30 protein-coding genes, 1 tRNA gene and 1 pseudogene are annotated in these 25772 nt (G+C 64.8%); 14 read left to right on the top strand and 18 right to left on the bottom strand.

Features of this window, described 5'->3' with window-relative positions:
* Nucleotide 1: 1 nt before the first annotated feature.
* The 3 genes from RX327_RS25160 to RX327_RS25150 all read right to left on the bottom strand — a co-directional run bounded on the left by RX327_RS25160 (nucleotide 2) and on the right by RX327_RS25150 (nucleotide 689).
* Complete coding sequence (locus RX327_RS25160; protein WP_157346371.1) at nucleotides 2-145, bottom strand: hypothetical protein; 144 nt, start codon at nucleotides 143-145, stop codon at nucleotides 2-4.
* A 63-nt stretch (nucleotides 146-208) separates the two neighbouring features.
* Nucleotides 209-409: a hypothetical protein gene (locus tag RX327_RS25155; protein WP_028336109.1), complete on the bottom strand. Its 201-nt coding sequence runs from the start codon at nucleotides 407-409 to the stop codon at nucleotides 209-211.
* Between the two features lie 193 nt (nucleotides 410-602).
* Nucleotides 603-689: transfer RNA gene (locus RX327_RS25150), tRNA-Leu, on the bottom strand.
* Nucleotides 690-913: 224 nt separating this feature from the next.
* Here RX327_RS25150 and RX327_RS25145 point away from each other — a divergent pair.
* A complete protein-coding gene (locus RX327_RS25145; protein WP_028336110.1) occupies nucleotides 914-1348 on the top strand; it encodes a hypothetical protein in 435 nt (144 codons plus the stop codon).
* A 26-nt stretch (nucleotides 1349-1374) separates the two neighbouring features.
* Here RX327_RS25145 and RX327_RS25140 read toward each other — a convergent pair whose 3' ends face one another.
* A complete protein-coding gene (locus RX327_RS25140) occupies nucleotides 1375-2577 on the bottom strand; it encodes an FAD-dependent monooxygenase (protein WP_317247435.1) in 1203 nt (400 codons plus the stop codon).
* Between the two features lie 7 nt (nucleotides 2578-2584).
* Nucleotides 2585-2830: a zinc-finger domain-containing protein gene (locus tag RX327_RS25135; protein WP_317247434.1), complete on the bottom strand. Its 246-nt coding sequence runs from the start codon at nucleotides 2828-2830 to the stop codon at nucleotides 2585-2587.
* A gap of 234 nt (nucleotides 2831-3064) precedes the next feature.
* Between RX327_RS25135 and RX327_RS25130 the strand changes: the two genes are divergently transcribed.
* Both RX327_RS25130 and RX327_RS25125 read left to right on the top strand, forming a co-directional pair.
* Complete coding sequence (locus RX327_RS25130) at nucleotides 3065-4192, top strand: hypothetical protein (RefSeq protein WP_317251322.1); 1128 nt, start codon at nucleotides 3065-3067, stop codon at nucleotides 4190-4192.
* Nucleotides 4193-4255: 63 nt separating this feature from the next.
* Nucleotides 4256-5008, top strand: a complete 753-nt coding sequence (locus tag RX327_RS25125; protein ID WP_317247433.1) for an alpha/beta fold hydrolase — start codon at nucleotides 4256-4258, stop codon at nucleotides 5006-5008.
* A gap of 3 nt (nucleotides 5009-5011) precedes the next feature.
* Here the strand turns inward: RX327_RS25125 and RX327_RS25120 are convergent.
* A pseudogene (locus RX327_RS25120) lies at nucleotides 5012-6403 on the bottom strand (hypothetical protein); the annotation flags it as partial.
* A 183-nt stretch (nucleotides 6404-6586) separates the two neighbouring features.
* Here RX327_RS25120 and cysE point away from each other — a divergent pair.
* Together cysE and RX327_RS25110 are read left to right on the top strand one after the other, a co-directional pair.
* Nucleotides 6587-7411, top strand: a complete 825-nt coding sequence (cysE, locus tag RX327_RS25115; RefSeq protein WP_317247432.1) for a serine O-acetyltransferase — start codon at nucleotides 6587-6589, stop codon at nucleotides 7409-7411.
* A gap of 150 nt (nucleotides 7412-7561) precedes the next feature.
* Entirely contained in the window at nucleotides 7562-7774 is a 213-nt protein-coding gene (locus RX327_RS25110) for a DUF3126 family protein (RefSeq protein ID WP_317247431.1), read from the top strand.
* Between the two features lie 160 nt (nucleotides 7775-7934).
* Here the strand turns inward: RX327_RS25110 and RX327_RS25105 are convergent, their stop codons facing one another.
* The 3 genes from RX327_RS25105 to RX327_RS25095 form a co-directional block, all read right to left on the bottom strand.
* Entirely contained in the window at nucleotides 7935-8681 is a 747-nt protein-coding gene (locus tag RX327_RS25105; protein ID WP_050385828.1) for a sulfite exporter TauE/SafE family protein, read from the bottom strand.
* Between the two features lie 110 nt (nucleotides 8682-8791).
* Nucleotides 8792-9457, bottom strand: a complete 666-nt coding sequence (locus tag RX327_RS25100) for a family 16 glycoside hydrolase (protein WP_244482344.1) — start codon at nucleotides 9455-9457, stop codon at nucleotides 8792-8794.
* 413 nt (nucleotides 9458-9870) lie between these two features.
* Nucleotides 9871-10581: a hypothetical protein gene (locus tag RX327_RS25095; RefSeq protein ID WP_317251320.1), complete on the bottom strand. Its 711-nt coding sequence runs from the start codon at nucleotides 10579-10581 to the stop codon at nucleotides 9871-9873.
* 220 nt (nucleotides 10582-10801) lie between these two features.
* Here RX327_RS25095 and RX327_RS25090 point away from each other — a divergent pair, with 220 nt between their 5' ends.
* Both RX327_RS25090 and RX327_RS25085 read left to right on the top strand, forming a co-directional pair.
* Nucleotides 10802-11131 (top strand): DUF6949 family protein, encoded by a 330-nt coding sequence (locus RX327_RS25090; protein WP_317247430.1) that lies wholly within the window; start codon nucleotides 10802-10804, stop codon nucleotides 11129-11131.
* Between the two features lie 192 nt (nucleotides 11132-11323).
* The gene (locus RX327_RS25085; protein ID WP_317247429.1) at nucleotides 11324-11854 is read left to right on the top strand and encodes a gamma carbonic anhydrase family protein; all 531 of its coding nucleotides are present in this window, start codon (nucleotides 11324-11326) and stop codon (nucleotides 11852-11854) included.
* 4 nt (nucleotides 11855-11858) lie between these two features.
* On the opposite strand, the gene RX327_RS25080 is transcribed toward RX327_RS25085, so the two are convergent.
* Complete coding sequence (locus tag RX327_RS25080) at nucleotides 11859-12113, bottom strand: hypothetical protein (RefSeq protein ID WP_018272329.1); 255 nt, start codon at nucleotides 12111-12113, stop codon at nucleotides 11859-11861.
* Nucleotides 12114-12200: 87 nt separating this feature from the next.
* Here RX327_RS25080 and RX327_RS25075 point away from each other — a divergent pair, with 87 nt between their 5' ends.
* The 3 genes from RX327_RS25075 to RX327_RS25065 all read left to right on the top strand — a co-directional run bounded on the left by RX327_RS25075 (nucleotide 12201) and on the right by RX327_RS25065 (nucleotide 13541).
* A complete protein-coding gene (locus RX327_RS25075) occupies nucleotides 12201-12515 on the top strand; it encodes a hypothetical protein (RefSeq protein WP_028336119.1) in 315 nt (104 codons plus the stop codon).
* 155 nt (nucleotides 12516-12670) lie between these two features.
* Nucleotides 12671-13183, top strand: coding sequence for a hypothetical protein (locus RX327_RS25070; RefSeq protein WP_028336120.1), 513 nt, complete (start codon nucleotides 12671-12673; stop codon nucleotides 13181-13183).
* A 208-nt stretch (nucleotides 13184-13391) separates the two neighbouring features.
* Entirely contained in the window at nucleotides 13392-13541 is a 150-nt protein-coding gene (locus RX327_RS25065) for a hypothetical protein (protein WP_167350419.1), read from the top strand.
* 460 nt (nucleotides 13542-14001) lie between these two features.
* On the opposite strand, the gene RX327_RS25060 is transcribed toward RX327_RS25065, so the two are convergent.
* The 3 genes from RX327_RS25060 to RX327_RS25050 all read right to left on the bottom strand — a co-directional run bounded on the left by RX327_RS25060 (nucleotide 14002) and on the right by RX327_RS25050 (nucleotide 15878).
* Nucleotides 14002-14493, bottom strand: coding sequence for a hypothetical protein (locus RX327_RS25060; protein ID WP_317247428.1), 492 nt, complete (start codon nucleotides 14491-14493; stop codon nucleotides 14002-14004).
* Between the two features lie 188 nt (nucleotides 14494-14681).
* A complete protein-coding gene (gene fabA, locus RX327_RS25055; RefSeq protein WP_317251319.1) occupies nucleotides 14682-15212 on the bottom strand; it encodes a bifunctional 3-hydroxydecanoyl-ACP dehydratase/trans-2-decenoyl-ACP isomerase in 531 nt (176 codons plus the stop codon).
* Between the two features lie 33 nt (nucleotides 15213-15245).
* On the bottom strand, nucleotides 15246-15878 hold the full coding sequence (locus tag RX327_RS25050; protein ID WP_050385826.1) for a TetR/AcrR family transcriptional regulator: 633 nt from the start codon (nucleotides 15876-15878) through the stop codon (nucleotides 15246-15248).
* A 96-nt stretch (nucleotides 15879-15974) separates the two neighbouring features.
* Between RX327_RS25050 and RX327_RS25045 the strand changes: the two genes are divergently transcribed.
* A complete protein-coding gene (locus tag RX327_RS25045; protein WP_028336123.1) occupies nucleotides 15975-16385 on the top strand; it encodes a hypothetical protein in 411 nt (136 codons plus the stop codon).
* Between the two features lie 129 nt (nucleotides 16386-16514).
* Here the strand turns inward: RX327_RS25045 and RX327_RS25040 are convergent, their stop codons facing one another.
* The 5 genes from RX327_RS25040 to RX327_RS25020 form a co-directional block, all read right to left on the bottom strand.
* Nucleotides 16515-17129 carry a transglutaminase-like cysteine peptidase gene (locus RX327_RS25040; RefSeq protein WP_317247427.1) on the bottom strand — a complete coding sequence of 205 codons (615 nt, stop codon included), beginning with the start codon at nucleotides 17127-17129 and terminating at the stop codon, nucleotides 16515-16517.
* A 333-nt stretch (nucleotides 17130-17462) separates the two neighbouring features.
* Entirely contained in the window at nucleotides 17463-18080 is a 618-nt protein-coding gene (locus RX327_RS25035; protein ID WP_317247426.1) for a PilZ domain-containing protein, read from the bottom strand.
* 68 nt (nucleotides 18081-18148) lie between these two features.
* Entirely contained in the window at nucleotides 18149-19771 is a 1623-nt protein-coding gene (locus tag RX327_RS25030) for an FAD-dependent monooxygenase (protein WP_317247425.1), read from the bottom strand.
* Nucleotides 19743-20408 (bottom strand): hypothetical protein, encoded by a 666-nt coding sequence (locus RX327_RS25025; RefSeq protein ID WP_160321775.1) that lies wholly within the window; start codon nucleotides 20406-20408, stop codon nucleotides 19743-19745. The genes RX327_RS25030 and RX327_RS25025 overlap by 29 nt, the downstream gene beginning before the upstream one ends.
* Before the next feature lie 48 nt (nucleotides 20409-20456).
* Nucleotides 20457-21134: a hypothetical protein gene (locus RX327_RS25020; protein WP_317247424.1), complete on the bottom strand. Its 678-nt coding sequence runs from the start codon at nucleotides 21132-21134 to the stop codon at nucleotides 20457-20459.
* Nucleotides 21135-21222: 88 nt separating this feature from the next.
* Here RX327_RS25020 and RX327_RS25015 point away from each other — a divergent pair, with 88 nt between their 5' ends.
* From RX327_RS25015 to RX327_RS25005, 3 genes are all read left to right on the top strand, one after another.
* Nucleotides 21223-22374: a zinc-binding dehydrogenase gene (locus RX327_RS25015; RefSeq protein WP_317247423.1), complete on the top strand. Its 1152-nt coding sequence runs from the start codon at nucleotides 21223-21225 to the stop codon at nucleotides 22372-22374.
* 270 nt (nucleotides 22375-22644) lie between these two features.
* Nucleotides 22645-24522 carry a cyclic nucleotide-binding and patatin-like phospholipase domain-containing protein gene (locus RX327_RS25010; protein WP_317247422.1) on the top strand — a complete coding sequence of 626 codons (1878 nt, stop codon included), beginning with the start codon at nucleotides 22645-22647 and terminating at the stop codon, nucleotides 24520-24522.
* 76 nt (nucleotides 24523-24598) lie between these two features.
* Nucleotides 24599-25738, top strand: a complete 1140-nt coding sequence (locus tag RX327_RS25005) for an amidohydrolase/deacetylase family metallohydrolase (RefSeq protein ID WP_317247421.1) — start codon at nucleotides 24599-24601, stop codon at nucleotides 25736-25738.
* The last annotated feature ends 34 nt before the right edge of the window (nucleotides 25739-25772 follow it).

Genomic DNA, 25772 nt, shown 5'->3' with positions numbered 1-25772 from the left:
GTCAGGTGTGGCTGTCGCGGAGCTGCTCCAGTCCGTCGCTGAGCGGTGGCCCGCCTTGTGGTGCGTTCTGCGGCGGGGAGGGACGCTCCTTGCGCTGATCGCATTGGTCGGTTGCGCGCTGCGCGGATGGATCGTCGTTCGTCATCGTCATGCTCCAATTGCGGCATGACAACGAATATGCAGTGCACGGGTTCCGAACCGGCGACCGCTAATCGCCGTGCTCTGGTCTCATGCTGCTCGGGCTCGACAGGCTCGTGAGCTGCGTCGGTCCGATACCGGTTCCGTTCATCCAGACCACCGCTCCAGCGGCAAACGCGAGCAGTCCGTACAGCATGATCGCGGCGCGGATCCATCGCCGCGCGCGGTCGTCGGGCGTAGCGTCGATCCGATTGCAGTTTGCAATCTCCATCGCCGATCTCCGACCAAAATTGATTTCGAAATGCGACGGCCGCGAACTGCGCGGCCGGAATTTCCAATGCGGGAAGAGTAAGACAGTCAGCGATTGCGGCGTGTGAACCACGCCACCGCCGGAAGACACGACGCGGCGAGCACCGCGACACTGGCCCTCCCGAGTAGTGGGTCCGCGCACGGCATGCGAAGGCTGGTGCGGGCGGTGGGAGTCGAACCCACACGACGTTGCCATCGAGGGATTTTAAGTCCCTTGCGTCTACCAATTCCGCCACGTCCGCGTTGCGCCAGGCGCGCCGATTTTTAGCGCGTTTGGGCGCCGAGTGGAATTGTCATTATCCGGTGCTAACAAGTGAGCTTTCAAAGGCTTAAGCGGCGGCCCGCAATTCCATTTGCCTCGGAGGCCGAGCATTGGGATAAGCGGCGCGCCGCCGCGATTGAGCCTCAATCCGGACACCGGTGGCTGCTTTAGGCAATCTCAACACTGTCCGGTTAAGAAAGCTGAATGTCTGTTCGTTTCCCACGCCGCCTGATGCTGTCGCGCGCGGCGGCCGTCATCGCGCTGCTCGCCTCGGCCGCGGGCGTTTCCGGCTGCGCGCAGATCGGCGACACCGTGCCGTCGGCATTCGCCGACCCCGCCAAGTACGAGCTTTATGATTGCAAGCAGCTCGAGAACGAGCGCAGCAATCTCAAGACCCGCGCGGCGGATCAGGAAAAATTGATGGCCAAGGCGGAGACCGGCGTCGGCGGTACTGTCGTCTCCGAGATGGTCTATCGCAACGAGCTGATCTCGATCCACTCTCAGCAGAAGCTGGCGGATGAGGCCTGGCGCAAAGGCAAGTGCCATGAAAGCCCGCCGGACACGCCTGCGGCCGCTGCCCCCGCTGCTCCCACGCCGGCGGCGAAGGGCCCGCGCGCGCCACGGGGCCTCGTCCACTAAGCCTGCGTTGTTGCGATTGGCCGAGCTCAGGCGCGCCAGTCGTAGATCCAGTCCTGCCGCGCCAGCATGCGCTCCGGGCCGAGCGCGCGGATCGCCAGGTCGCGCGCGATCGCCGCCGGCCCGCGCAAATGATAGATGCGGCCCTGCTGCCGCGCCAGGCGCTGCACTTTCAGCACGCGCCCGCGCCGCACCCGTGCGTAGCGCTTCAACGCGGCGGGAATACCTGCGGTGTTTTCCCCGGTGCTGTCCCTCAACGCCTTGGCGAGCACGGCCGCATCCTCGATCGCCATGCCGGCGCCTTGCGCGGCGAACGGCAGCATCGCATGCGCGGCATCGCCGAGCAGCGTCACCGCGCCTTCGCTCCAGCGGCCGATGTCGGGCAGGGTGAACAGTGCCCATTTGCGCCAGCCGTCGACCGCGCCGATCAGCATCCGCGCTGTCGCGGGCCAGCGCGCGGTGGCGAATGCACCCTTGATCTCGTTGATGTCGCCGGGCGTGCTCCAGCCCGGCCGGTTCCAGGTGCCGGGCAGCACCGCGACCACGTTGATCTGGCGTCCGCCGGCAATCGGATAGGCGACCAGATGCGCGTTCGGGCCCATCCAGAGCTGCACGCGCGGTGCGGTGTATTCATGCGGCAGGGCGGTGGCATCGAGCGTGCCGCGCCAGGCGATCAGCCCGGAGAAGCGCGGCTGCACCTCGGGGAACAGATGCTGGCGGACCGTCGACCAGATGCCGTCGGCGCCGATCAGGGCAACGGCCAATTCCTCCTGCCGTGAATTGCCGCGGCGTTGGACGACCGTGAGGCCTCGCGCATGCTTGGTCACATCCTCGAACTGGCAGCCGAGCCGCAGATCGATATCGGGATGGTCGCTCGCGGCGGCCTGCAGCGCGGCCTGCAAATCGGCGCGGTGGATCACCCAATAGGGTGCGCCGGCGCGGAACTCGGCGGCCTGGCCAAGCGGCATCCGTGCGATCTCGCCACCGGCTCGTGCGCTCAGGATGTTGACGGATTCAGGCGTGACCGCGCGCCGCGCAAGCGGTTCCTTCAGCCCGAGCTCGACCAGGATGCGGCTCGCATTGGGAGAGAGCTGGATGCCGGCGCCGGCTTCCTCGAGCCGTTCGGCCTTCTCCAGCACGACGACGCGAAAGCCCTGTGCCGCCAGTGTCAGCGACGCCGTCAGTCCTCCGATCCCGGCGCCTGCAACGATGACGGTTCGCGTCAGCGCCACGGAGCGGTCAGGCGACCTTGTCTTTCAGCACGCATTCCGGCGGCCGCGCTTCGCCGGCCGCGAGGTCGGACGCGAAGCGATAGAACGTCGAGCAATAGGGGCAGATGATCTCGTTGTCGTTGCCGAGGTCGAGGAAGACGTGCGGATGGTCGAACGGAGGGTTGGCGCCCACACACATGAACTCTTGCGAGCCGATCTCGATGACGGGGACACCGGCATCGTTATGGAAGTGCGGGACGACATGATCGGACATATTCTCACCTTGATGGCAACGATGGGCAGACGCAATCAACAGCATGCGGCATCGCGAAATGCCGCGCACCATACTGGCGGGAACAGTTGATTCCTAGAGCCCCGATTGCTCATTTGCTCATGCAAATTCGACACAATCTTGAGGCCTGAGAGAAGCCCTTCTTTCGTCGGGGACGTTGTGTCGCAAAAACGGCACACTATCTCCAAGGCGAATAAAACTAGAGGTTTTAGCGGAATAAATCGGGTGCGCGTCAGCTTGGCGGTGGTCGGCGTGGCAGCAAGTGCTGCCGTGGGCGCGGCTATTTGGCCGCACGCCCGTGATGCCGGCACCGTGCTGGCGGCGCGGGACGATCCCGCTGCGCTCGCCGACATCAGGCTCAATTCCGTGCTGCGCAACAACCCGGCGTTGATCTCCGACAATATCGAGGCGGCGCTGGCCTCCGGCGATGCCGACCTTGCGGCCAGCTTTGTCGAACTCGCCGGCGAGAAGAACATCGCGCTCAGTGATGATCTCACCAAGCGCGTCGATGATGCGCGCGCCGAGCAATCATCCGGCGTGCATTTCGCCAAGGGCTTCGCCACCGGTCTCGTCACCGGCAACGCCGACGACGTCGCGAGCCTGTCGGGAACGGTCGCCGGCGATCTGTTCGTGTTCGGCGACATCAGGGACGTGGTGCGCGAGAGCAAGCATCTTGCCATGGGCGAGGACACCGACCGTCTCGTGCTCGGGCTTGCGGCTGCCGGCCTTGCGGTGACGGCGGCAACCTACGTGTCCGTCGGCGGTGCCGCGCCGGTGCGCGCCGGACTGACGCTGGTGAAGGATGCGCGCAAAGCGGGACGGCTGAGCGAGGGGATGATCGAATGGGCCGGGCGTTCGACCCGCGAGGTCGTCGACCAGCCGGCGCTGCGCGAGGCGGTCGCATCCGGCTCGGTGCTGCGGCCGGTGGAAACCGCAACCGCGATCCGCGCGGCCTTCCGCGCCGAGAAGGCCGGCGCCCTGGTGCGCGTCGCCAAGGACGTCGGGCGCATCGGCGAGGCGGCCGGGGTTCGCGCTGCGCGGGATACGCTCAAGGTCGCCGAGAACCCGAAGGAGATCGCGCGGGCGGCGCGGATCGCCGAGGTCAAAGGCGGACAGACCCGCGCGATCCTGAAGCTGCTCGGCCGCGGCGCGCTGCTGCTGGCGGCCGGGGCATTCAATCTCACCATGTGGCTGTTCGGCGCCCTGCTGGCGCTGTTCGGCTTCCTGTCGTCGATCAAGGCCACCACCGAACGGGCCACCGCCTGGTGGCTCAGACGAAGCAAGGTGCTGCGCCTGAAGCGGCAGATGGCCGCTCAGGCTACCTTGGCGAGTATGCCCGCCTAGGGTTAGGCTTGCGGTCGCCGGTCGATCGCCAATCGCAAATCCCAAGAACAAACGGAATGGATGATGCCGAGTTTCCATCACGGCGATGTTGAAATTGCCTATCTCGACGAAGGCGAGGGCGATCCGATCATCCTGGTGCACGGCTTTGCCTCCAGCAAGAACGTGAACTGGGTCTATCCGACCTGGGTTTCGGAGCTGCGCAAGAACGGCCGCCGCGTGATTGCGCTCGACAATCGCGGCCACGGCGAAAGCGCGAAGCTCTACGAGCCCGAACAGTACTCGATCCCGACCATGGCCGGCGACGTGCTCGCGCTGATGGATCACCTCGCCATCCCGCAGGCCGACATCATGGGCTATTCGCTCGGCTCGCGGATGACGGCGATCCTGGCGCGAGAGAATTCCGATCGGGTGCGCTCGGCGATCCTCGGTGGGATCGGCATCGGACTGATCGAGGGCGGCGGCCCCGGCGAGGCGGTCGCGCTGGCGCTGGAAGCGCCGGAGCTCGAGGACGTCACCGATCCCGTCGGCCGCACGTTCCGCGCGTTTGCCGATCAGACGCGCTCCGACCGCCGCGCACTCGCCGCCTGCCTGCGCGGCTCGCGCCGCCTGATGACGCGCGATGAGGCGGCCGGCATCCGCGTGCCGGTTCTGATCGCGGTCGGCAGCAAGGACGAGATCGCGGGCTCGGCGTCAGCGCTCGGCCCGATCATCCCGGGCTCGGAAGTGCTTGATATTCCCAATCGCGACCACATGCGTGCGGTCGGCGACAAGGTCTACAAGACCGGCGTGCTCGATTTCCTGTCGCGGCGAAAATAGATCGTCGGCTTCATCCCTGGCGAAGGCGCGCACGGCCGCAATCAGCACCACGAACGTGGCAACCCACACCATCCGCGCGCCGTAGCGGTCGTGGGGGCCGGAGATCACGCCGCAGATGAAGGCGTTGCCGAGCAGGGCCAGCGTCACCGTCGCGGCCAGCAGTGTCAGGTCGTCCAGCCGGCGCTGCCACAGGCCGCGGCCGAACAGGATGACGACCAGGAGCATCGAGCCCAGCGCGACCGGCACGTGGATGCGGTTGACCGCGGTGAAGTCGAGGTGCCCGCGCTGCTGCCGCGCCGCCCGCATCGGCGCGACCTGGGAGGGGATGTAGCGCTCGATGATGCCGTAGGTGTGCGGGATCCAGCCATTGGTGCCTTCGCCGGTCGCCACATGCACGAGCTGGTCGGCGGTTGCGGCCAGTGCCGCCTTGGCCTGCCATTCCGGATATTCGGCCAGCGAGCGCAGCACGATGGTGCCCATCTCCTCGTTCATGCCTTCGAAGCGGCCGAGCGTGTTGAACATGCTCTTGCCCCACAGGAATTCGTCGGCGCTCGCCGGCAGCTCGTTGCGATAGGGGCAGAGCTTCAGCTGCTCCGTCGCGCAATGATCGTGCAGGTATTGCGCGACGATGCCATCCTGCAGCATGCGGCCGAAGGCGACGCCATAGCCGCCGGGCGTCCAGGCCAACTTGCCGGACAGCGCAAAGTTCGCGGCCAGCAGCATCGCCGCGCCGGCGACGGTGGTCAGGCTGCCTTGCACCAAGCCCGCGACCGGGATGCGCCGGCCGAGCCACGGACGCAGCATCCAGCCGACGCAGCACAGGCCGAGCAGCACCGCCAGCGTCGCGCTGTGCGTGGCGGCCGAAAACGCGATGAACGCGAACAGCACCGCCTTCTCCAGCGTCGAGATCCGTTCGCCGTGCAGGATGAGGATGAAGAGCGCGAGCACCGAAAGGCCGGCGAAGATGTCGGTCAGCAGCATGCTGGCCAGCCAGGGCAGGGCGGTGGTTGCGATCAGCGCGAGGCTGATCGCAATCAGCCGGACCGGCCGGGCGAGGTCGAGCACGCGCAGCGTCAGTTGCAGGATCCACAGCGTCGCCAGGGTCTGGATGCCGAGGTTGAGCCAGAAATCCGATGTCTCGCCGACATGGAGGTAGATGCCGAACACCGTGGAGCGGCTTGGGACGAGATAGCCCTCGTACCAGCGCGCCAGATAGCCGCCGGTATCCCATTGCAACAGCGGATAGCCGTTCCAGAACGCCGGCGCGATCATCAGGAGGGGGATGGCAATGGTCGCGATCCAGACCGACCGTGCGTCGGTCAGGCGGGCACCTAAACTCTGGGTATTGATGATGTTTCCCCCTTTTATTGGGGCCGACCATGCCCAAAACCACACTGGGGACGAAATCCGCCAATAGTTGCAGAAGCACGGCTTGATTTCGGCAAAATCCCGACCAATTCCCCTAGACGCCGGCCCCGGGGGTGTTCGGCTGGGGTTTACCGTACTGAGCCATCCCGGGACGCGCTGGGTCCATCGTGCTATAACGCACATCAGAACAACCGAATTGCGAGAGCAGCTATGGCAGTGCATCAGGTCAATCCGGGGGGAAAGCTCGCATCGCTCGATCCGATCTGGGATCGGATCCGGGGCGAGGCGGAGGACATCGTGCGGCGCGAGCCGGAACTCGCATCCTTCATCTATGCGACCGTGCTGCATCATGAGCGGCTGGAAGATTCGGTGGTCCATCGCATCGCCGACCGCCTCGATCACTCCGCGCTGTCGGGCGATCTGGTGCGCCAGACCTTTGACGAAGCGCTGCGCGACGATCCCGATCTCGGCAACGCCTTCCGCGCCGATCTCGTCGCCGTCTACGATCGCGATCCCGCGACCTCGCGCTTCATCGATCCCTTGCTCTACTTCAAGGGCTTCCACGCCATCCAGACCCATCGCCTCGCGCACTGGCTCTATCTGAAGGGCCGCAAGGACTTTGCGTATTATCTGCAGAGCCGCGCTTCCGCGGTGTTCCAGACCGACATCAATCCCGCCGCGCGCATCGGCCGCGGCATCTTCCTCGACCACGCCACCGGTTTCGTCTGCGGCGAGACCGCGGTGATCGAGGACGACGTCTCGATCCTGCACGGCGTCACGCTCGGCGGCACCGGCAAGGAGAATGAAGATCGTCATCCGAAGATCCGTCACGGTGTCCTGATCGGCGCCGGCGCGAAGATCCTCGGCAACATCGAGATCGGCCACTGCGCCCGCATCGCTGCCGGCTCGGTCGTGGTCAAGCCGGTGCCGCACAACGTCACGGTCGCAGGCGTGCCCGCCAAGATCGTCGGCGAAGCCGGCTGCGCCGAGCCTTCGCGCACCATGGATCAGATGATCAACGCCATGGGGCTTTGATTTCATTCGCTTTCTGATCGCGGCGAAAACGCGCCCAAACAAGAGTCGTGTGCGCAACATCACGTCGCCAAAGCCTGAAAAGGCTCTGGCGATCTTGGCCGTCTCGTCCTAAAACTCCCCCGAAAATCATCGACCCGATTGGAGACGGCCGTGGACGTCAAGGAAGTAAGGAAGCTCGACGCGTATCTGAAGCGCGTATTCGGCAATCCCAAGATCCGCGTCGTGCCGCGGCCCAAGAAGGATGATTCCGCCGAAGTCTATATCGGCGAGGAGTTCATCGGCGTGCTCTTCGTCGACGACGAGGACGACGATCGCTCGTTCCAGTTCCAGATGGCGATCCTCGAGGACGATCTGGCTGAATAGGGCCGAACAGCCTCGCTGCCGGCCAAGCCGTCGTATGACCGCTGGCGCCGGTGGCCATTCGCGCACCGCCGCGCGGATCAGCGGTCCGACAAGCCCGGGGCTTCGCGATGGCGAAGCGCACCGGTCGCCGGGTCCAGGGAACGCGACCAGGGAACGCGACTCAGGCGCCGCGTGAAAGCAATGCCGGCACAATCAACGACAGGCCCGCGAGCAGTAGCAACGCAAGCACGACCTTGCGGAATATCTCGTCGTCGATCTTTCCGTATAGCTTGAAACCGCTCCAGAGGCCGGCGAGCAGAAATGGCAGACCCAGCCCGTACAATTTGAAGGTTTCCGTCGTGAAGGCGCCGGTGATCCCCATCGAAATCGAGATCACGACGAAGGCGGCGAACAGGACCGGCTGGAACACCGCGCGCTGCGCGTCCCTCGTCCAGCCGCGCCATTGGCAGGAGATGGTCGAGATGATGCCGCCAAGTCCGGTGAGTCCGCCGACCAGCCCGTTGACGAGGCCGATGGCGATGTCCGGCGCGATGCCGATCTTCATCGGCCTGAACGCCGGTCGTGCCAGGCTGTAGATCGCATAAAGCACCAGCAATGTCCCGACGCCAAATCGTAAGTGGACCGGGCTGAGATAGGTGAGCAGGACCACTCCAGTCGGGATGCCAATCGTCGTGCCAAGCGACAACGGCCAGATGGCGTGCCAATTCAGCGCCTGACGCAATTTCAGGATGCCGTACCCCTGCGTGAGCAGGCCGTAGCCCGCGATCAGCGCCGCTGTCTGGATCGGTGTGATGATGTGCAGCCACACACCTGACACCACGAGGCCCATCGCAAACCCCGAAAGCCCGCTGACGAACCCGCCGGCAAGAGAGGCGAGAACAAAAAGAACGAGACCCACTCCATCCATCGGTCACTCCCCAAAAGCGAGGTGACGCACACTTGGATGTCAATTCCATCTGACGGGGAGGATGCGGATCCCCGAGTTTGCTAACCGGCTGTTGCCGGCTGATCGCCGGCTTACCTATCTGCTTCTCCGTAGGTGATTTGATCAAACAGTGTCACACTGTCGGCCTTGGTCCACAGCCCCACTTTGCCCGCATCGCCGAACGTGGAATCCTCGACCTCGAACAGTTGCTTGCCGTTGAAAGATACAATGAAGCGCGAGGCTTTGAAGTCGATCCGCAGCGTGTGCCAGGTATTGGACGGCACCTTGATATCGATTCCATAGCCTCCCTTGCGGCCGACAATGTCGAGCGGGCTCCGCACGCCGTTCACAGTCTTGTAGAGGACGACATTGTCCTCAAGTGCGTTGGCGCGGGTCACGTAGTAGTTGTTCGCGTCCTTCGCTCGCCAGACAATACCGGCGGCGCGGTCCTGGGATCCTGCGAGAGCCTTGAACCTGACCTCGACGAAGCCGTCCTTGATGCTGGTGTCGTCCTTCAACAGCAGCGGGTAGGTCGCTCGGCCAGATTGCTTGAGCACCTTCGATTTCGACGGCGCCGTCGCATCGTTTTCGACCGTCCATCTCGATTCGCCCGATCCCGTGACGGTGGCAGTCCAGCCGTCGGGCGCGACGCCGATCTGGGTACTCTCAAAACCGACTGCGTAACTTGACATGTCGTTCACTCCCAAGACGAGCAGTGTAGCTGCGACGATGGCCATGAGCCGTTGGGGATGGGGCATTTCCCGGCTCCCATCAGGTCGAGAATTCCGGCATGCGGACGTGTTGTGAAATGCGTACTGACCGAGCGCTAAATCATTCGAGCCTGGACCCTTAAACGGGAGGCTCCGCCGGGGCGGGAAGTTGGTCGAGTCCCGCGATTCCCATTGCGCGTAATGCAATGTGGAATCCTTGGCAAATTGATCAGGGAGAGTTGGAGGCTTGCTCTTGTCCATGTGCGCATGACCTCGACAAGTCGAGCGTTGCACAGTTCTTGGACCGAAGCCTCAAGGGGAGACCGTAATTCCCCTGCGAATGTTTTAGTCCAGCGAAGCGACAAAGGCAATACGCGCCGACCGGTACCGCCATGGAATGCGTCACGGAGCTTGTCATCCGGCGGCGCTGCGCGTCGACCAAATGGCACGCGTTGACGGCGTTACCCCTTCGCGCTGTGCATCTGCGCGGAGAGACGGTTCATCGCGGTGGCGATGTCGCGCCACTGCGCAAGCCAGCTGCGCGGAAAGCGAAAGATCAGGTCGGCGCCGTCGATGCGCCGCTCACTCAGGCACATGCCGGGCGTCGAGGTATCGCGCGTGCAGCGCGCGGTCAGCTGCGGCGCGCTCGCGGTGAACAGGTCCTCGCCGCCATAGGGCGTGCCGTCGCGGAACGCGCGCGCCGTCAGGCCGTCATCAATGTTTGCGCGCTCGTCGAGATAGCGCGGATAGATCGTGCGCAGCCGCATGTCCGGCGCGAGTGAATCGTGATGCGCCGCGATCGACACGAAGATCCTGTCGATCGGCTGTACCTTGTCCTCGACCGTATCGGCGCTGTAGTGCTTCGGCGCGCCGGGCGGCTCCAGCGAGGGATAGAGGAAGTCGAGATCGATGCGCTCCTGCGGCCCCGAGTGCCGCTGGATCTTCATGCGGATCGCAGCGGTCGGCAGGTTGAACAGCGTGCCGCCGATGCTCACCGGCAGCCGCGACGGATCGCTCGGCGGGATGGTCGTGTAGGTCGGCCACAGCAGATAGGCGACAAGCGCGACCGCGCCGGCCGCGATCATCGCCGAGGCGATGATCGGAACGAGATGCGCGCGCGGGTTGCGGCGGGTGTCGCGGGCGAGATGCTGGGCCGTCGAGAGAAGCGTCATGAGCGAGGCTGAGATCAGGTCGGGAGTGGCCGAAATCATCTGCCGAATATGCCACGTGGCGGGGAATTTCCGTACGATTCCAATGGAATCCGGGACCGAATGGCCATGCGCAAACGCCGCGTCTGACGTGTCCGGTTAACCTTTCCTTAAGGATGATGTGGCGGCAGGCTGCCAATTCTGCGAAGCAGGGCGGGTGGCCTGTTGCGTAGCGGAAGTTCCGATGTCGCCCGATACCTTGAATTCCCTGTTCTCGCTCTTGATCGGTTTCGCGCTCGCGGGCGCGCTGGCCAACGGTTACCAGGCGATGGCGGAGCGCCCGGCCGGTTTCGGTCTGCTGCAGGATGGCGTGGCGCCGAAAACTTTTGCGGCGGTTCCGTTCCTGGTGTTCGCCGCGCCCTTCATCATCATGCGCAACACGCTGCGCGGCGTGCAGGTGGAAAGCCGCCGCGTCGAATTCGTGATGATGGCGACCGTCATCGCCGGCTTCTGGAGCATGATGAGCGGCACCTTCTTTCTGATGACGCTGCGCGCTGCGGGCGTGCTGGCCTGATCCGATCGTGATCCGCGGCCGATCACGGTCGCGCTTGCTTGAAACCATGTCGGCGGTCGTGCCAAGGTCTCCTGCGATCAGAGCTTCGGTTCTGATTAAATCAGAAACCGAAGCTCTGGATTTTCGTTTTGACGCGTTTTCTTGACGCGAACCGGTGTCCACTTCGCTCGAAAACGCTCCAGGGAGACCTTGATGGCGATCTACGAGCTCGACGGGCAGGCGCCCGATCTTCCCGCCGACGGCAACTATTTCATCGCGGAGACCGCGACCGTGATCGGCCGCGTGCGCCTGAAGCCCGGTGCGAGCGTCTGGTTCGGCGCCGTGCTGCGCGGCGACAACGAGTGGATCGAGATCGGCGAGGGCGCCAACGTGCAGGACAATTCCACCCTGCACGTCGATCCCGGCTTTCCCCTCAGCATCGGCAACAACGTCACCATCGGCCACAATGCGATCGTGCACGGCTGCACGCTGGAAGACGGCGTGCTGATCGGGATGGGATCGATCGTGATGAACGGTGCGCGGATCCGGCGCGGCAGCGTGGTCGGTGCCGGCTCCGTCATCACCGAGGGCAAGGAGTTTCCGGAAAATTCCCTGATCATCGGTGCACCGGCCCGCGTGGTACGTACGCTTGACGCTGCGCAGGCCGAGGCGTTGTCGCGGCCGGCGAAGTCCTACGCGATCAGGAGTCCGCAATACAAGGCGGGACTGAAGAAGATCGGCTGAGGCCTCAGCGCTTGCGGCCGCGCTTGCGCGCGGCGTTCGCTGCCGTGGTGCGAGGCTTCGCTGCGTCCTGCGGTCTCGTTGCCTCCTGAAGTCTTGCGCTCTTGCGCAGCGCATCCTTCAGGTCGATCGGAATGCCGTGCTTCTTGAGCAGGTCGGCGAAAGCCTCGTCCGCGAGCTCCTGCAAGGTCGCCATCCGGTCGCGCCCGAGCTGCTTCAGCTTGTCGAAAGTGTCGTCGTCAAACTCGATCAGCTTGCGCAAATTGCATTGCTCCCAAACTGTATTGCTCCAACGCCTGTCGGAACCGGCGTTTTGCGGACTCGTTGACGTCCGCAAAGGAGAATTGCCATGCGCAAACTATCTGTCACCACCGCGCTTGCGACAATCGCGATTGTGCTGGCGCCGGCGGTTACCGTCGCCCAAGGTACCGGTAGCGGCGCCGGGACCGGCAGCCCCTCGTCAGCCAGCCCGACATCGCCGCAAGCCACTTCACCGCCGGCCGGGACCAACAGCGCCGGGACCGCGCAATCCTCCGGCGGCCCCAACGCCGGCAGGGGCGTTACCACCGGATCGGCAACGACGACCGAGAGCGTCGACAAGGCCATCGCCGACGAGAACAAGGCGGTCGAGCGCCGTACGAAAGGTATCTGCCGCGGCTGTTAACTTCTGACGGCCGCGCTTCGATGAACGCGGGTCGCGCAGATGTGAGCGCGACATAGGCGCGCGGTGGAAGCCGCGGTCCTAGATTGGGTTAGCATGCGCGGGACGCGGCGGAGGAGGCTTGAAAACAAAGCCTTTGAAAAAAGGAGTAACGGGTGATGTTGCGTAAAACGATGATTGCCTTGCTGGCGACGGCCTCGGTCGGTCTGTTCACCGTCGATGCTGCGTCGGCACGCGGTGGCTTCGGTGGCGGCGGCTTTCATGGTGGTGGCGGCTTCCGCGGCGGTGGCGGATTTGGCGGCTTCCACGGCGGCGGCGCTGCATTCCGGGCGATGGGCGGAGGCGGTGGCTTCCGGTCGGCTGCGATCGGCGGCGGCGGTTGGGCCGGCCGCGGCTGGCACGGCGGCGGCTGGCGTGGTGGCGGCTGGAACGGTGGCTACTATCGGCGCGGCTGGGGCGGCTGGGGCTATCCGCTCGCGGCGGCAGCGGTCGGCTTCGGGCTGGGCTATGGCGCCTACGATTACTATGACGGCTACTACGGCAATCCATACTACGCGGGCTACGGCTACGACGATGGCTACGGCTACGGTTACGGCGGCTGTTACGTCGTGCGCCGCGGCGTGATGACACCGTATGGCTGGCGCGTTCGGCCGGTGCAGGTTTGCAATTGAGCCATTCGCTCGCGCATGGCCGGTCCATTCGGTCGCCATGCTGATGGTCTTGCAATGATCGGCGCGGCCGGCGCTTCGATGCCCGGCCGCCGCGCTGGGTCCCGCACTGGTATGCAGCTTGCACCGCCTTGCGGCAGTCCGTGCATGAGCGCGCCGCGAAAACAAATGGCCCGGCTGCGATTGAAGCCGGGCCCAGAGGACAACAAAGATGCTGACCATTCCTGACCTGACATTGCTGCTCATGGTGGTTGTTGCGAGCCTTGCCGTTGCGCTGATCTACATGCTCCGCGAGCTCGAGCCGAAGCTTGCGCGGTTGCGACTGCGAGGTGGTCGCGCCTTGCGCGATCGCACCGAATAGCGCGCAATTCCGTTCGCCGCAGCTTTGGCCGCGGTGGTGCTGCGCATCCAGAGTCGTCAGCCGAGCACGCCGTATTTCTTCAGCTGGTCTGCATCTTTCGCGCGGCGAGGGCCGCCTTCGGGATCTCGAGCCGGAGCTTTCCTGCTGGGCGGTCCCGAGCGGGATTCAAGGACCCCAAAGAACAAGGCCGTTGACGCAGTATACCGTCAACGACCTTGCCAGCCCCGGATATTGAAATCGGCTCACGCCATCCGGTCATTCGAAGATGACTCGGATTCGAAGGCCGATGTGTGAACCAGTTCACAAAGTCAGGATTAATTCACGGTAACGGGCACTCATGATCGGCCGCCGCCGGCCGCCCTCGAGCCCGAAAGTTCCCCATTAGATGATGATCTTGCTGGGGATTTGGCGCATTTTTATAACTCGTCACCTCGCCGGGCAGGGGCTTTTCCGGGAGGCGTCAACCGCGCGACCTGTGGCGCTTCCGGTTGGCGCTACGGGTGGCCTTCGAGCGCTTGCGCGGCGACGGCTCGGCCGCCGGCTCGTTGGCCTGCGCGCTCGCCAGCGACTGGCGCAAACCCTCGACCTGTTCGGTCAGCGCGGCGACCTGGTCGGAGAGCTTCTTCGCATCGGCCGCCTGCAAGGCGAACTGCTTGCTCATGGTCAGGAGCTGATCCTGCACCACCTGGAGCTGGTCGATCGACTCCTGCTGGGTCGCCTCCAGACCCTTGGTCTTCTCGACCAGGGCCTCGGAGACCTGCGCGGTCCGCGCCTGCAACTGCCGCGCAGCCACCATGCGGTCGGTCTCCGGCACGTTGCCGGTGTAGGCGCGCCACAGCGCGATCGAGCCGATCCCGAACAGCACGAGCACCAGCGCCACGGCGCCGATCGCGATCGGCTGCACGCCAATCAGGCTGCTGGCTTGTGAATTCCGGGGGGCAAGTTCGACCATGCGACCAACAACCGGACGTCAATTGAAAGGTTCGAAATAGCACAAACCCCGGCGCGGGCAAAACCGGGGGGTGTGTAGACCACTGCGGCAGCAGCGAAATTTGTATCATATGTTAGTCTTCGGCCGTGCTGCCCGGCCCGCTCGAGGCACGATCGGCTCTGGCCGACCCGAACTCAAGCTCCCCGAATTCAGCCTCTGGGTGCGACCAGGCCGACCCGCATGTCCTTTGCCAGATAGACGCAAGCGCCGTCGGCGAGCACCCGGCCGTCGGCAATGCCCAGCACCAGCCGGCCGCGCCTGGCCTGGCGTATGTCGACCTCATAGCGCACCAGCCTGACATCCGGCGTGATGTGCCCCCTGAACTTGACCTCGCCGACGCCGATGGCGCGGCCCTTGCCCGGCGAGCCTGACCAGCCGAGCCAGTAGCCGATCATCTGCCACATGGCGTCGAGGCCGAGGCATCCGGGCATCACGGGGTCGGCGGCAAAGTGACAGGCGAAGAACCAGTGGTCCGGTGCAATCTCGAGTTCGCCGGCGATATGGCCCTTGCCGTACGCGCCACCATCCATGCTGATCTCGGTGATGCGGTCCATCATCAGCATCGGTGGCGCCGGCAATTGCGCATTGCCTGGGCCGAAATAGCCGCCTTCGCTCGATCGCAGCAAATCCTGCTTGCTGTAGGACGATTGCGGAGCGTGAAAATCGTGCGGATTGAACAGGTTGGCCATCGATGTTTGGGTTCTGGCTGAAGCTTAGCTGCGGCTGCGCCGCGTGGCCCTTGGCCGCGCGGACAGGGGTTTGGCAGGCAGGCGCAGCGCGGCGGCCATGAAGGCCCAGATGTCGCCGGTCAGCCTCGCCGGATCAGGCCGTCTTTCGCTCATGAGCGCGCCGATCAGCGCCTGCCGGACGCCGCCGATCATCAGCGCGATGGTGAGGTGAGGGTCGATGCCGCCGGGCACGATCCCGTCGCGCTGGGCCGCCTCGAGCATGCGGGCGCCGGCCGCAAGCTGGCGGCCGGTGAAGGCGGTCTCGACATCGAGCACCTCGGGCGCGCGGCTGAGCGGTCCGATCACGAGGGGCGCAAACGGGTGATCGTAGTGAAAGGCGACATAGGCGCCGATCCGCGCCTTCTCCCGGTCGGCCCAGTCCGTGGCGGACAGCTTGGCACCGCCGAATGCCGCCGCATCGAGTTGTTCATAGAAGCCTTCGACCACGGCGGCGATCAGGCCGGCTTTCGATCCGAAGTGATGGTAGGCGAGCCCGGCCGAGACCTGCGCCCGCCTTGCGACGGCCTGCATCTCGAGGTGCCCGTGGCCCTCGATGAGCTCGGCCTGCGCTGCCGAGAGCAATCGTTCCCGTGTCCCCAAGCTCGCCGCGTCCATCATGGGCCCATTTTCTGAATTGAATTCAATTTAATATGGTCGATGCTAGGATGTCAAGCCGCCGACGCGGATGGCAGAGCGAGCCGGTGAAGGGATGCGATGGCGTTTGCAATCAAGACCGAGATCCGAAATCCGCGGGCGAAGGTGTTCACCTTCACTGCGCAGAAGACCATGTATGGCGGCAAGCACATCGCGGCCGACGATGTCGTGTTCGTGTTCGCGAGCGAGAACGAGGGCGGCAGCGGCCTGATCGCCCGCGCGATCGTCGCGTCGGCCGACGCGACACCGCGCAAGATCGGCGTCATCAGGCAGACGCCGCGCGTCAGCATCACGGTCAGACGCACCGCATCCGCGGCGCGGCTGTTCGGGCGCGACCAACTCAAGCGCTTCAAGGATTGGGGCGATGGCCGGCCCGAGACTGAGCTGAATTTCAAATTCTATCGCCAGGCCACCAACAAGATCGTCGGCATCTCAGACGAGACCGCGGCGTTTCTCGAGCGGTTCTTCTAGGCGTCGATCGACGCCGCTCAAAAAGGGTGCGCCCAGCCATTGGGGGATGGCTGGGCGCGCGCGAACCGGTCTGGGACGGGGAGGGGTGGGGATGTGACCGGGCCGCGAACTCGAAATTTCCTGTTCTGCTCAGCGCGAGCTTGCCGTTGCAACGGCCGGGCGGTTGTCACCGAGCGAGACCCAGACGTTGGGATCGCTCTGCGACTGGCGCTTGACGAAGCGGTAGCCGGTCTCCGTCCAGGCAACGACGTTCTCGTTCTGATTGTCGAGAACGAACTCGCCCTTGTCGGACTTCACCGTCAGCACCGCGTGGCCTTCGCCCTTCTTGTCGCGCACGACGGTGATCAGCAGGGCCTGGCGCGGCCATCCGGCGTCGATCAGCATCTTGCGCTTCAACAGCACGTAGTCTTCACAGTCGCCGTAGCCGTCTGATGGCAGCGACCACTTCTCGATCACGCCCCAGTGATCCATGTCGGTCATCGGCTTGATGGATTCGTTGACCCACTTGTTGACACGTACGAGGTCCCGCCAAGCGGTCTGCGACAACACGATGTCGCGTGGTTGCGTCGCGCCGCCGCGGCATTCGCCCGGATTGTCGGCACAGAATTCGACCCAGCCGATCGGCGAACGCGCAACGTCACCCAGGCTGGCGTAGACCACGTCGCCGGCCTTGGCCGACACGCACGTCGCAAACAGAATGGCGGCAACCGCCAAACCTTTCCCCTGTCCCCTGAACCCAAACATCGTGGCCCCCGTTCTTCTTGTTGGGACCACGTTTCGCACAAAGCTTTTGCGCCGCCGCTAAGTACGCAAAGTAGATTTGACGCGAATACTGGTAAAACCTGCGGCGAATTCGAACTGTACTTGAATCGAATTCGCGTAAAATTTGAAACAACTGCAATTGATTCAAATTTTATGCATTAACGCGGCGAGCGCTGCGCCAGCGCGGCTTGTTGCGTCAAACGCTGCGGCCGTTAACCGCCGATTTTCACCGGGCCAAACGCGCCGAAGGCGGCCACCAGTGCACCGGTGGCCGCCTTCGCGGGCCAAAACAGGGGTCTTGAGCGCTTTTTCGCTTTACCGCGCGGTAACGCTCTCTTCGAGTGTCTCGATCGGCTGCTCGTGCAGGAACTCCAGCGCGAAGCCGTCCTCGATGTTTCGGACCACGCGGCCCTGGACCCGGCCGAGCAGCACCGTCGATTTCAGCGGCGGGCGATTCTCCGCGGCGATCGCGGCGCCCGACAGCGAGAGGTCGATGATGCGGCACGTCATCTTTGTGCCGTCCTCGAGCGTCAGCACCGCGATGGGGTTGCGCGGCACGATACGGTCGTGGCGGCGGTCCTCCGGCAGGTTGAGGATGTCGCGGTTGGCGAGCCAGGTCAGCTGGGCCGCAAGCTTGTCGCGCTTCCTCGGCGTCGCGCCGATCGTCATGGCGAAACCGTTGTCGATGATGCGGGTGATCTTGCCCTCGACGCGGCCAATATGGTCGAGATAGGCGACGACGCGGTCGCCGACATTGCCGATGCCGGGGGCGAGCAAAGCGAGGCCGCCCGGCGACATGTTGATCACCTGGCAGGGGAATTCCCGTCGGTCCGGCAGCATGTAACGGCCGAGCAGGTGCACCTTCACCCGCTGGAAGCGCCTGCGCTCCTCGGCTACGGGGACGACGGTAGTTTTCTTCTGTGCAAACGACATCACGACAAACCCGGCCACCGTCCATTCGGAGCCCCGACGACCCTAAGGCTGATAGGGTTAACGGGGCGTTACGGTTGAGGCGGGGAACCCGCACACGGTGCAAGAGAAGCGTGAGTGGATCCCGCATGGCCCCGAAGGGGGCAGGGCCGCGCATCAGGTTCGCCGAACCACCGCGACATGACCTGAGCGGCTTCATCGAGATGGGGGGCGGTGTCGGCGGCCCATGCCACGAAGCCGTCGGGGCGTACAAGCACGGCATTGAGGCCCAGCCGATCCCGCGCGTCGCTTGCGACATAGCCGATCCGGCCACGCCAGCGATCGGCAAGTGCTTGCAGAGGAGAGTGCGGATCGAGGTCCAGCAGCAGGCCGCGCCCGTTCCTGAGCAGTTCGCCGAGCTTCGTGCCGCAGGCGAGCTCGAAGTCGGGGGCGCTGCGTCCCGCCAGCGGATGGTTGCCGCCAAGATCGTAGCGCAGCGAAACGCCCCACACGCGCTCGGCAAAGTAGGTCGTGCCGTCTGATGTCGCGATCAGGTCGCGGATGATGGTCTCGAGCGCGCGCGAACTTCGGCTTGGCCGCATCAGCGCGACCTGGGCGCGCGACCAGTCCAGCACCTGCGCGCCCACCGGATGCCGCTCACGCGAATAGCTGTCGAGCAGATCCGCTGGGGCGTCGCCGCGGATCGTGGCCGCGAGCTTCCAGCCGAGGTTCATCGCATCGCCCAGCCCGAGATTGAGCCCCTGGCCGCCGAGCGGAGAATGAATATGCGCGGCATCGCCCGCGAGCAGCACGCGCCCCTTGCGGTAATCCGTCGCCTGACAGGCGCGATCCGTCCAGGTGGTGGCAAGCCGGAGCGCCGTCAACGTGATGTCCGTGCCGGAGACGCGGCGCAGCACCGCCTGCACATGCTCGCGCGTGATCGGCCGGGTTCGGTGGAAGGCGCCGCCGTCGAACTCCACCATCGCGATCGTGCCGGGCCGTGCGTAGGTATACATGCCCGTCGGCGTGTAGTGACGGCCCGCGCGGAGCTTGTCCGGATCGGCGATCTCGACCTCGACCGAATAGCCGGTGAACTCGGGATCGGTGCCGACGAATTCAAAGCCGCCGGCCTTGCGCACCATGCTGCGGCCGCTGTCGCAGCCGACCAGCCAGCGTCCGTGGAACGTCTCGCCACCGGCGCGAACGGTGACGCCGTCGTCCGACTGATCGAACGCATCGACACTCAGGCCGCGCCTGATCTCAACTCCCAGCGCGGTTGCGCGCGCGGAGAGGGCGGATTCGAGCGCCACTATCTCGACCGCCATGCTGGTGCCCGCCGGGCTCGGCAGGCGAAACGGCCATTTCGACGTGTCGATATCATCGTGATAAAACTGGATGCCGGCAAAATGGCCGGCCGGACGCGGCCGTTGCATCCAATGCGCGCCATTCGATGCGCTGCTGCCCGAGCCATCCTTTGCGTGCTGTCGTGCCGCGATGTCTTCCAGCATCCCGCGACGATAGAACGCCTCGATGCTTGGCGCCGAAAGGCCTCGCATCCCGAAGGGCAGCCGCTTCAGCGGCGAATGCGGGTCGGCGGCCTGCTCCAGCACCAGCACCGAGCACCCTGCGAGCCGCAGCTCGCAGGCGAGCATCAAGCCGACGGGGCCGGCGCCGGCAATCAAGACATCATGGGGGATGGGGTGGTGGTTGTGCATGAACCGCTCCTTTGTCGGTGTTCGACCGGAGCGGTTCGTCGGGTTGAGAACCACACGGACGAACACAATGGGCGCCTGGGTAGCGTCCGGTGTTCGTCGTGGGGATCTCATGCACGAGGCGCGAGACCAGAGCTTTCGTTCGAAAGGACTTCGATCCGAAAGGACCTTCGTTTTCGAAAGGACTTGGGCTTACCAAACCAAGTCTGCCTTTTCCGACGCGGCGTATATAGCTGCGTGGTGTTCGATCCGCAACGGAAGATGCGCGGCTGCGGATTACTGGAACAATGCGCGGCCGCGATGTCGCGGCGCGACCGCGCCGGCGTTGCCCGGTTCGTCGACGCGGCGCGAGCCCCGGGCGTGGCGCAAGATTATCCGGCGTCTTGATGTTGCTCGCGAGCCCTGCGGCTTCGAATGCCTTGATCAACCACCAGCCGAGGTCGATCTGACCCGGCAGCAGCCCGAGCTTCGCGGAGCCAGGATAGGCGTGGTGATTGTTGTGCCAGCTTTCGCCCATGCTGATCAGGCCCGCGATGCCGACATTGTAGCCCTGGGCCGCGACGCCTTCGATGATCCAGGTCTGTCCGCCCTTGCGATGCGAGTAATGATCGATCAGATGCCCCAGACCGGCCAGCTCCACGGTGGCGGCGCCCGGCGGATCCGGGCGTGCGGAAGCGGCGCGATGAGGTTATTTGGCCTCGGCGTCCATTTCCGGTTCGACAGCCGTTTCCGGTTCGACAGCCGCCGCTGGTGGTTCAACAGCCACGGCTTTCAGCACCTTTCGCTTCGCGGCGCGGACCTCAATCTGGAGCGGCGGCTGATAGGACCCGCTCGGCGGCACGAAGACGAAGGCATGGTGTCCATCGCCCTTGTTGAGCTTGAGAAGATCGTTGCGGAACTCATCGGCGACGACTTCGCCAACGAGGTTGCCGTTGAAGTAGATATCGATCGCGACCCTTTTGTCGGGGTGTTGGTTGTACAGGGCCCAGCCGGCAATCCTTTTCTCGTTGACGACGTCGACATGACCGGTGATCTCGCCATACAGGCTCTCGATGCCCGCCTCGATCACCTCGAGGTCGCTCCTGTAGATCGATCTCGTCACATCGAAGCTGAAATTCGCCGTATCGACGCATTGGTCGAGCAAGCCCTGTCGATGCTCCTTCATTCGTTGCAGCGTGTCCAGTTCGCCCAACTTGACGTACATGCCGACGATGCCTTCGATACCAGGATTCATGGTGTCGTTCCCCGCAATGCTACCAGCCAATTCGCCTTCGGCTGCCTTCACAATCGATGCCTCCTTGCGGAAAATACTCCGCCAGGACTCGAAGCGCCTCGTTCCGCCAAGGTCTTTCATGAAGACCTTCATGACAGGCCTTCATGACATCCCAATCGTCCTGACCTAAAGTCGGCTCGGCCGAACCCGGCCCAACGACAAGGACAGGGAGAGCGAACCGATGGAGCAGATCCGCGTCTGCACGCATGATGGACCTGGAGCCAAGCCGGTAATCCGGACAGTGCCATGGCCGGAAATCGGCAAAAAGGCGGCCTTGATCAAGGTCGGCGCCTGCGGGGTCTGCGGCACCGATTTGCATATTCTCAAAGGGCATTGGCCGAAGCCGCTGCCCTGGCCGTTCACGCTGGGCCACGAACTCGGTGGTGTCATCGTCGAATGCGGCGATGAGTTCACCGAGGATTTCATGAGCAAGCCGCTGAAGGTCGGCTCGAAGGTGATGATCCCGCCCTTGATGCCCTGCGGCCGCTGCTATTACTGCATCCATTATCCGCAGACCGCCAACAAGTGTCTGACGCCGGTCTATTACGGCCGCTATCTCGGCTTCGACAAGGCGCCCCACCTGTGGGGCGGCTGGGCTGAATATGTCTATGTCGATCTCGAGATGCTGCCGGGCACCAAGATCTACAAGCTGCCCGACGACATGTCGCTGCGGTTAGGTGCGCTATCCGAGCCGCTGACCTCCTGCATCCGCGCCTTCAATCGCGCGACCCGCGCCGGCGGTTTCAGCTGGGGCGATACGGTGGTGATCCAGGGCTCCGGCCCGATCGGCATTCTCGCGGTCGCAGCCGCGAGGGAGATGGGGGCAGGGCGCGTCGTCTGCGTCGGTGCGCCGGAGACACCGCGCCTTGCGCTGGCGCGCAAGTTCGGCGCCGAGGCGACGGTCGATATCGAGCAGCTCAAGACGCCGGAGCAGCGCATCAAGGCGGTGCGTGACATCGTCGGCGGCTTCGGCGCCGATCTCGTGATGGACTGCTCGGGTCATCCCACCGCCGGCCCCGAAGGCATCGAGATGCTGCGCGACGGCGGCACCTATGTCGAGATGGGCCAGTTCACCGACGCCGGCTCGATCGACACCTCCTGGCACCGCATCTGCACCAAGGATCTCAACGTGCTGGGATCCTGGGGTTTTACCGGCAACGATCTGCCGCTCGGCGTGGACATGCTCTACCGGACGCGCGACAAATACCCGTGGCTGAAGATGCAGACGATCTATCCGTTCACGGAAGAGGGCGTCGCGCAGGCGGTGAGGGATGCGATGGCGATGAAGACGGTGAAATCGACCATCCTGCCGTGGCCGGAGCTGGTCGGGTGAAACAGATCGCGGATGCTGCAAATCCTGTTGCAGTGCTCCCAAGGATTTGTGGCTAGAGTGTTTTCGAGCGAAGTGGACGCCGGTTCGCGTCACGAAAACGCGTCGAAACAAGAATCCAGAGCCCCGTTCCGATTCCATCGGAACGGAAAAAGGCTCCAGGGTGCGGCCGATTGGGCCCTGATATCGCTCGCCGGGACGACGGCCCGGCGCTAACATCGGATCATGCATTCGAACCGTGTGCCGCCGAGCGCGACGTTTGCGTGGGGAAACGTGTCCGAGGACTTCGCGCTGTTCAGAACCCTCAGCGCGGAGCAGCGGCTGATCGCCTTTGGCGCCATGACCCGGCGCGACCTCGTGCGCGGCGAGCTGCTGGTCGAGCAGGGCGGCGCCTCCGACGCGCTGTTCCTGGTGCTGCATGGCGCGCTCGCGGTGTACCGGACCAGTCATCCCGAACCGATCGCGGAACTTCGCGCCGGCGAACTGGTCGGCGAGATCGGGTTCTTTGCCAATATCCCGCGCACGGCCAATGTGATTGCGATCCGCGATACCAGCGTGCTGGTGTTGACGCGCGCCGCCTATACGACGCTGGCGCGGGAAACGCCCGAGATCGTCGAGGCGCTGCTGGCTGCGCTTGCACGGCGGTTTGCCACCGAGACCGCGCGCCTGTTGCCGCTCCGGGCGTCGCCAAAGGCGCGCACCGTCGCGCTGATCCCAGGCGGACGGGAACCGGTGCCTGCCGCCTTTGAGCACAGGTTGCGCGAAGGCCTTGCCGCTGCGGGTGCCGAGATCGTCGACCTCGCGCGGGTTCAGGCGATGTTTCCCGGCCGCGCGCTGGACGCATCCGAGGTCGCCGACTGGCTCAACAGGATCGAGTACGACGCGCCGCTGGTGGCCTATTTCGGTGGTCCTGACGCATCGGAGTGGGCGCGGAAAACCATCCGCCAGGCCGATCTGGTCGTGTTCGCCTGCCGTGGCCATGCGCCCACGCCCGATCTGACGGAGATCGAACGCTTCGCCTGCGCCGTGCATCCGGCGTCGACGCGGCGCCTCGTCCGGGTTCATGACGTCAGGCGCCACGAGGTCAGCGGCACCGCGGCGTGGCTGGCGCGGCTGCCCTGCTTCATGCATCATCACGTCGCGCTCGAGGACCAGCTCGACATCGACAGCCTGGTTCGCTTCCTGTGCGGTCGCGCCGTCGGATTTGTCGCCGGCGGCGGCGGCAGCCTCGGCACCGCGCATGTCGGCGTCTACAAGGCGTTTCGCGAGCGCGGCGCGATGTTCGACATCTTTGTCGGCACCAGCGTCGGCTCGGCGATGGCGGCGGGCTTTGCCAAGAACTACGACGCCGAGCATCTCGAGCGCGGCACGCATGAGATCTTCGTCTCCAGCCGCAGCTTCCGCCGCCCGACCTGGCCACGCTACGCCTTGCTGGACCACAAGGCGTTCGATGCCGCGCTCGCCGATCAGTACGGCCACAATTGCCGGATCGAGGACTGCTGGCGGCCGTTCGCGGCGGTCGCGACCAATCTGTCGACGCACAATCTCGAATTGATCCGCACCGGTCTGCTGTGGCAGGCGGTGCGGGCGTCGAGCGCCATCCCCGGTCTGCTGCCGCCGTTCTATACGAGGGACGGCTCGATGCTGGTCGACGGATGCCTCGTCGACAACGTTCCGCTGGCGCAGATGCACCAGATGAAGAGCGGACCGAATCTGGTGGTCCATTTCGGCGACCCGGCAACCGAGATGTTCGACGTCGACTACGCCGCACTGCCGGGGCGGCTTGAGCTGCTTGCATCGCTGCTGACGCCGTTCCGCAAGAAATTGCTTCCGGCCGCGCCGAGCGCCGTCAACGTGCTGTGGCGAAGCCTCGTCGCGCATCAGCGCTATGATACGCTGCCGACCACGCCGCTCGACATGGTGATGCGTCCGCCGACGCCCGACGGCATCGACGTCACCGATTTCGACCGCCATCAGGAAATCTTCGAATCTTCGTACCGCTGGGCCCGCGAGATCATTGCTGCCTCGGAGGCGGCGCATAATCCCGCCATTGCGGCCATCGTCGCGTCGGCCAGCGGAGCGGACAAGGGATCGGACATGGTCGCTGACAAGGGCGCGGATCGCGCGACAGCGACCGCGCCGGTTTCTTAGCAGGCCTGCGTCGGTTGAGCGGCTTGCAGGCGCCGGCGAAGTCGACCATCGTGCCGGACCGAATCCGGAGACCATGATGCCTTTCGACTTGATCCTGCGCGGAGGGCGGGTGATCGACCCGTCCCAGAAACTCGATGCCGTGACCGATGTCGCCTTTGCCGGCGGCAAGGTCGCTGCGATCGGCAGCGGGTTGCAAGCCGATCCAGCCACCGAGGTCCGCGACGTCTCGGGGCTGATCGTCTCACCAGGCATCATCGATCTGCACACCCATGTCTATTGGGGCGGCACCTCGCTCGGCATCGACGCCGAGGAATTCTGCCGTCTCTCCGGCGTCACCACGGCGGTCGACACCGGCAGCGCAGGTCCCGGCAACTTCGCCGGCTTCCGCAAGCATGTCATCGAGCCGAGTCAGGTTCGCATCCTCGCTTACCTGCACGTCTCGCATGCCGGCATCTTTGGTTTCTCGCACCGGATCATGGTCGGCGAGAGCGAGGAGCTGCGGCTGATGAATCCGATCGAGGCGGCCAAGGTGGCCGATGCCAACCGCGACCTCATCGTCGGCATCAAGGTGCGCGTGGGCTTGCACTCCTCGGGCACATCGGGCGCCGTCCCGCTCGACATTGCGCTGGAGGTCGCGAACGAGGTCGGCATGCCCCTGATGGCGCATATCGACCACCCGCCGCCGAGCTATGAGGAGGTGCTGGCCCGCCTGCGGCCCGGCGACGTGCTGACCCACGCGTTCCGCCCGTTCCCGAACACGCCGGCGACCGCGCAAGGTACGGTGAAGAAGGCGGTGATGGACGCGCGCGAGCGCGGCGTGCTGTTCGACATCGGCCACGGCAAGGGCTCGTTCGCCTTCAAGACCGCGCGCGCCATGCTCGCCAACGATTTCTATCCGGACACCATCTCCTCCGACATCCACCAGCTCTGCATCGACGGCCCGGCCTACGACCAGGTCACGACCATGTCGAAGTTCCTGTGCATGGGCATGGAGCTGCCGGACGTGATCGCGGCCTCGACCGTGAACGCGGCGATGGCGCTGCGCCGCCCCGAGCTCGGCAGCCTCAAGCCGGGCAGCATCGGCGACGCCACGCTGATCTCGGTCAGGCAGGGGCAGTTCGACTATGAAGACGTCGTCGGCGAGCACCTGATCGGCGATCGCAAGATCGTCTCGGAAGGCGTCGTCATCGGCGGCCGCTGGTGGCATCCGCGTTAGGATTGATGGACGCGCCGCCGAGGGCAGGTGACTG

The sequence above is a fragment of the Bradyrhizobium sp. BEA-2-5 genome, from assembly GCF_032918025.1.
Taxonomy (GTDB): domain Bacteria; phylum Pseudomonadota; class Alphaproteobacteria; order Rhizobiales; family Xanthobacteraceae; genus Bradyrhizobium; species Bradyrhizobium pachyrhizi.
This window is presented reverse-complemented; position numbering and strand designations above follow the sequence as displayed.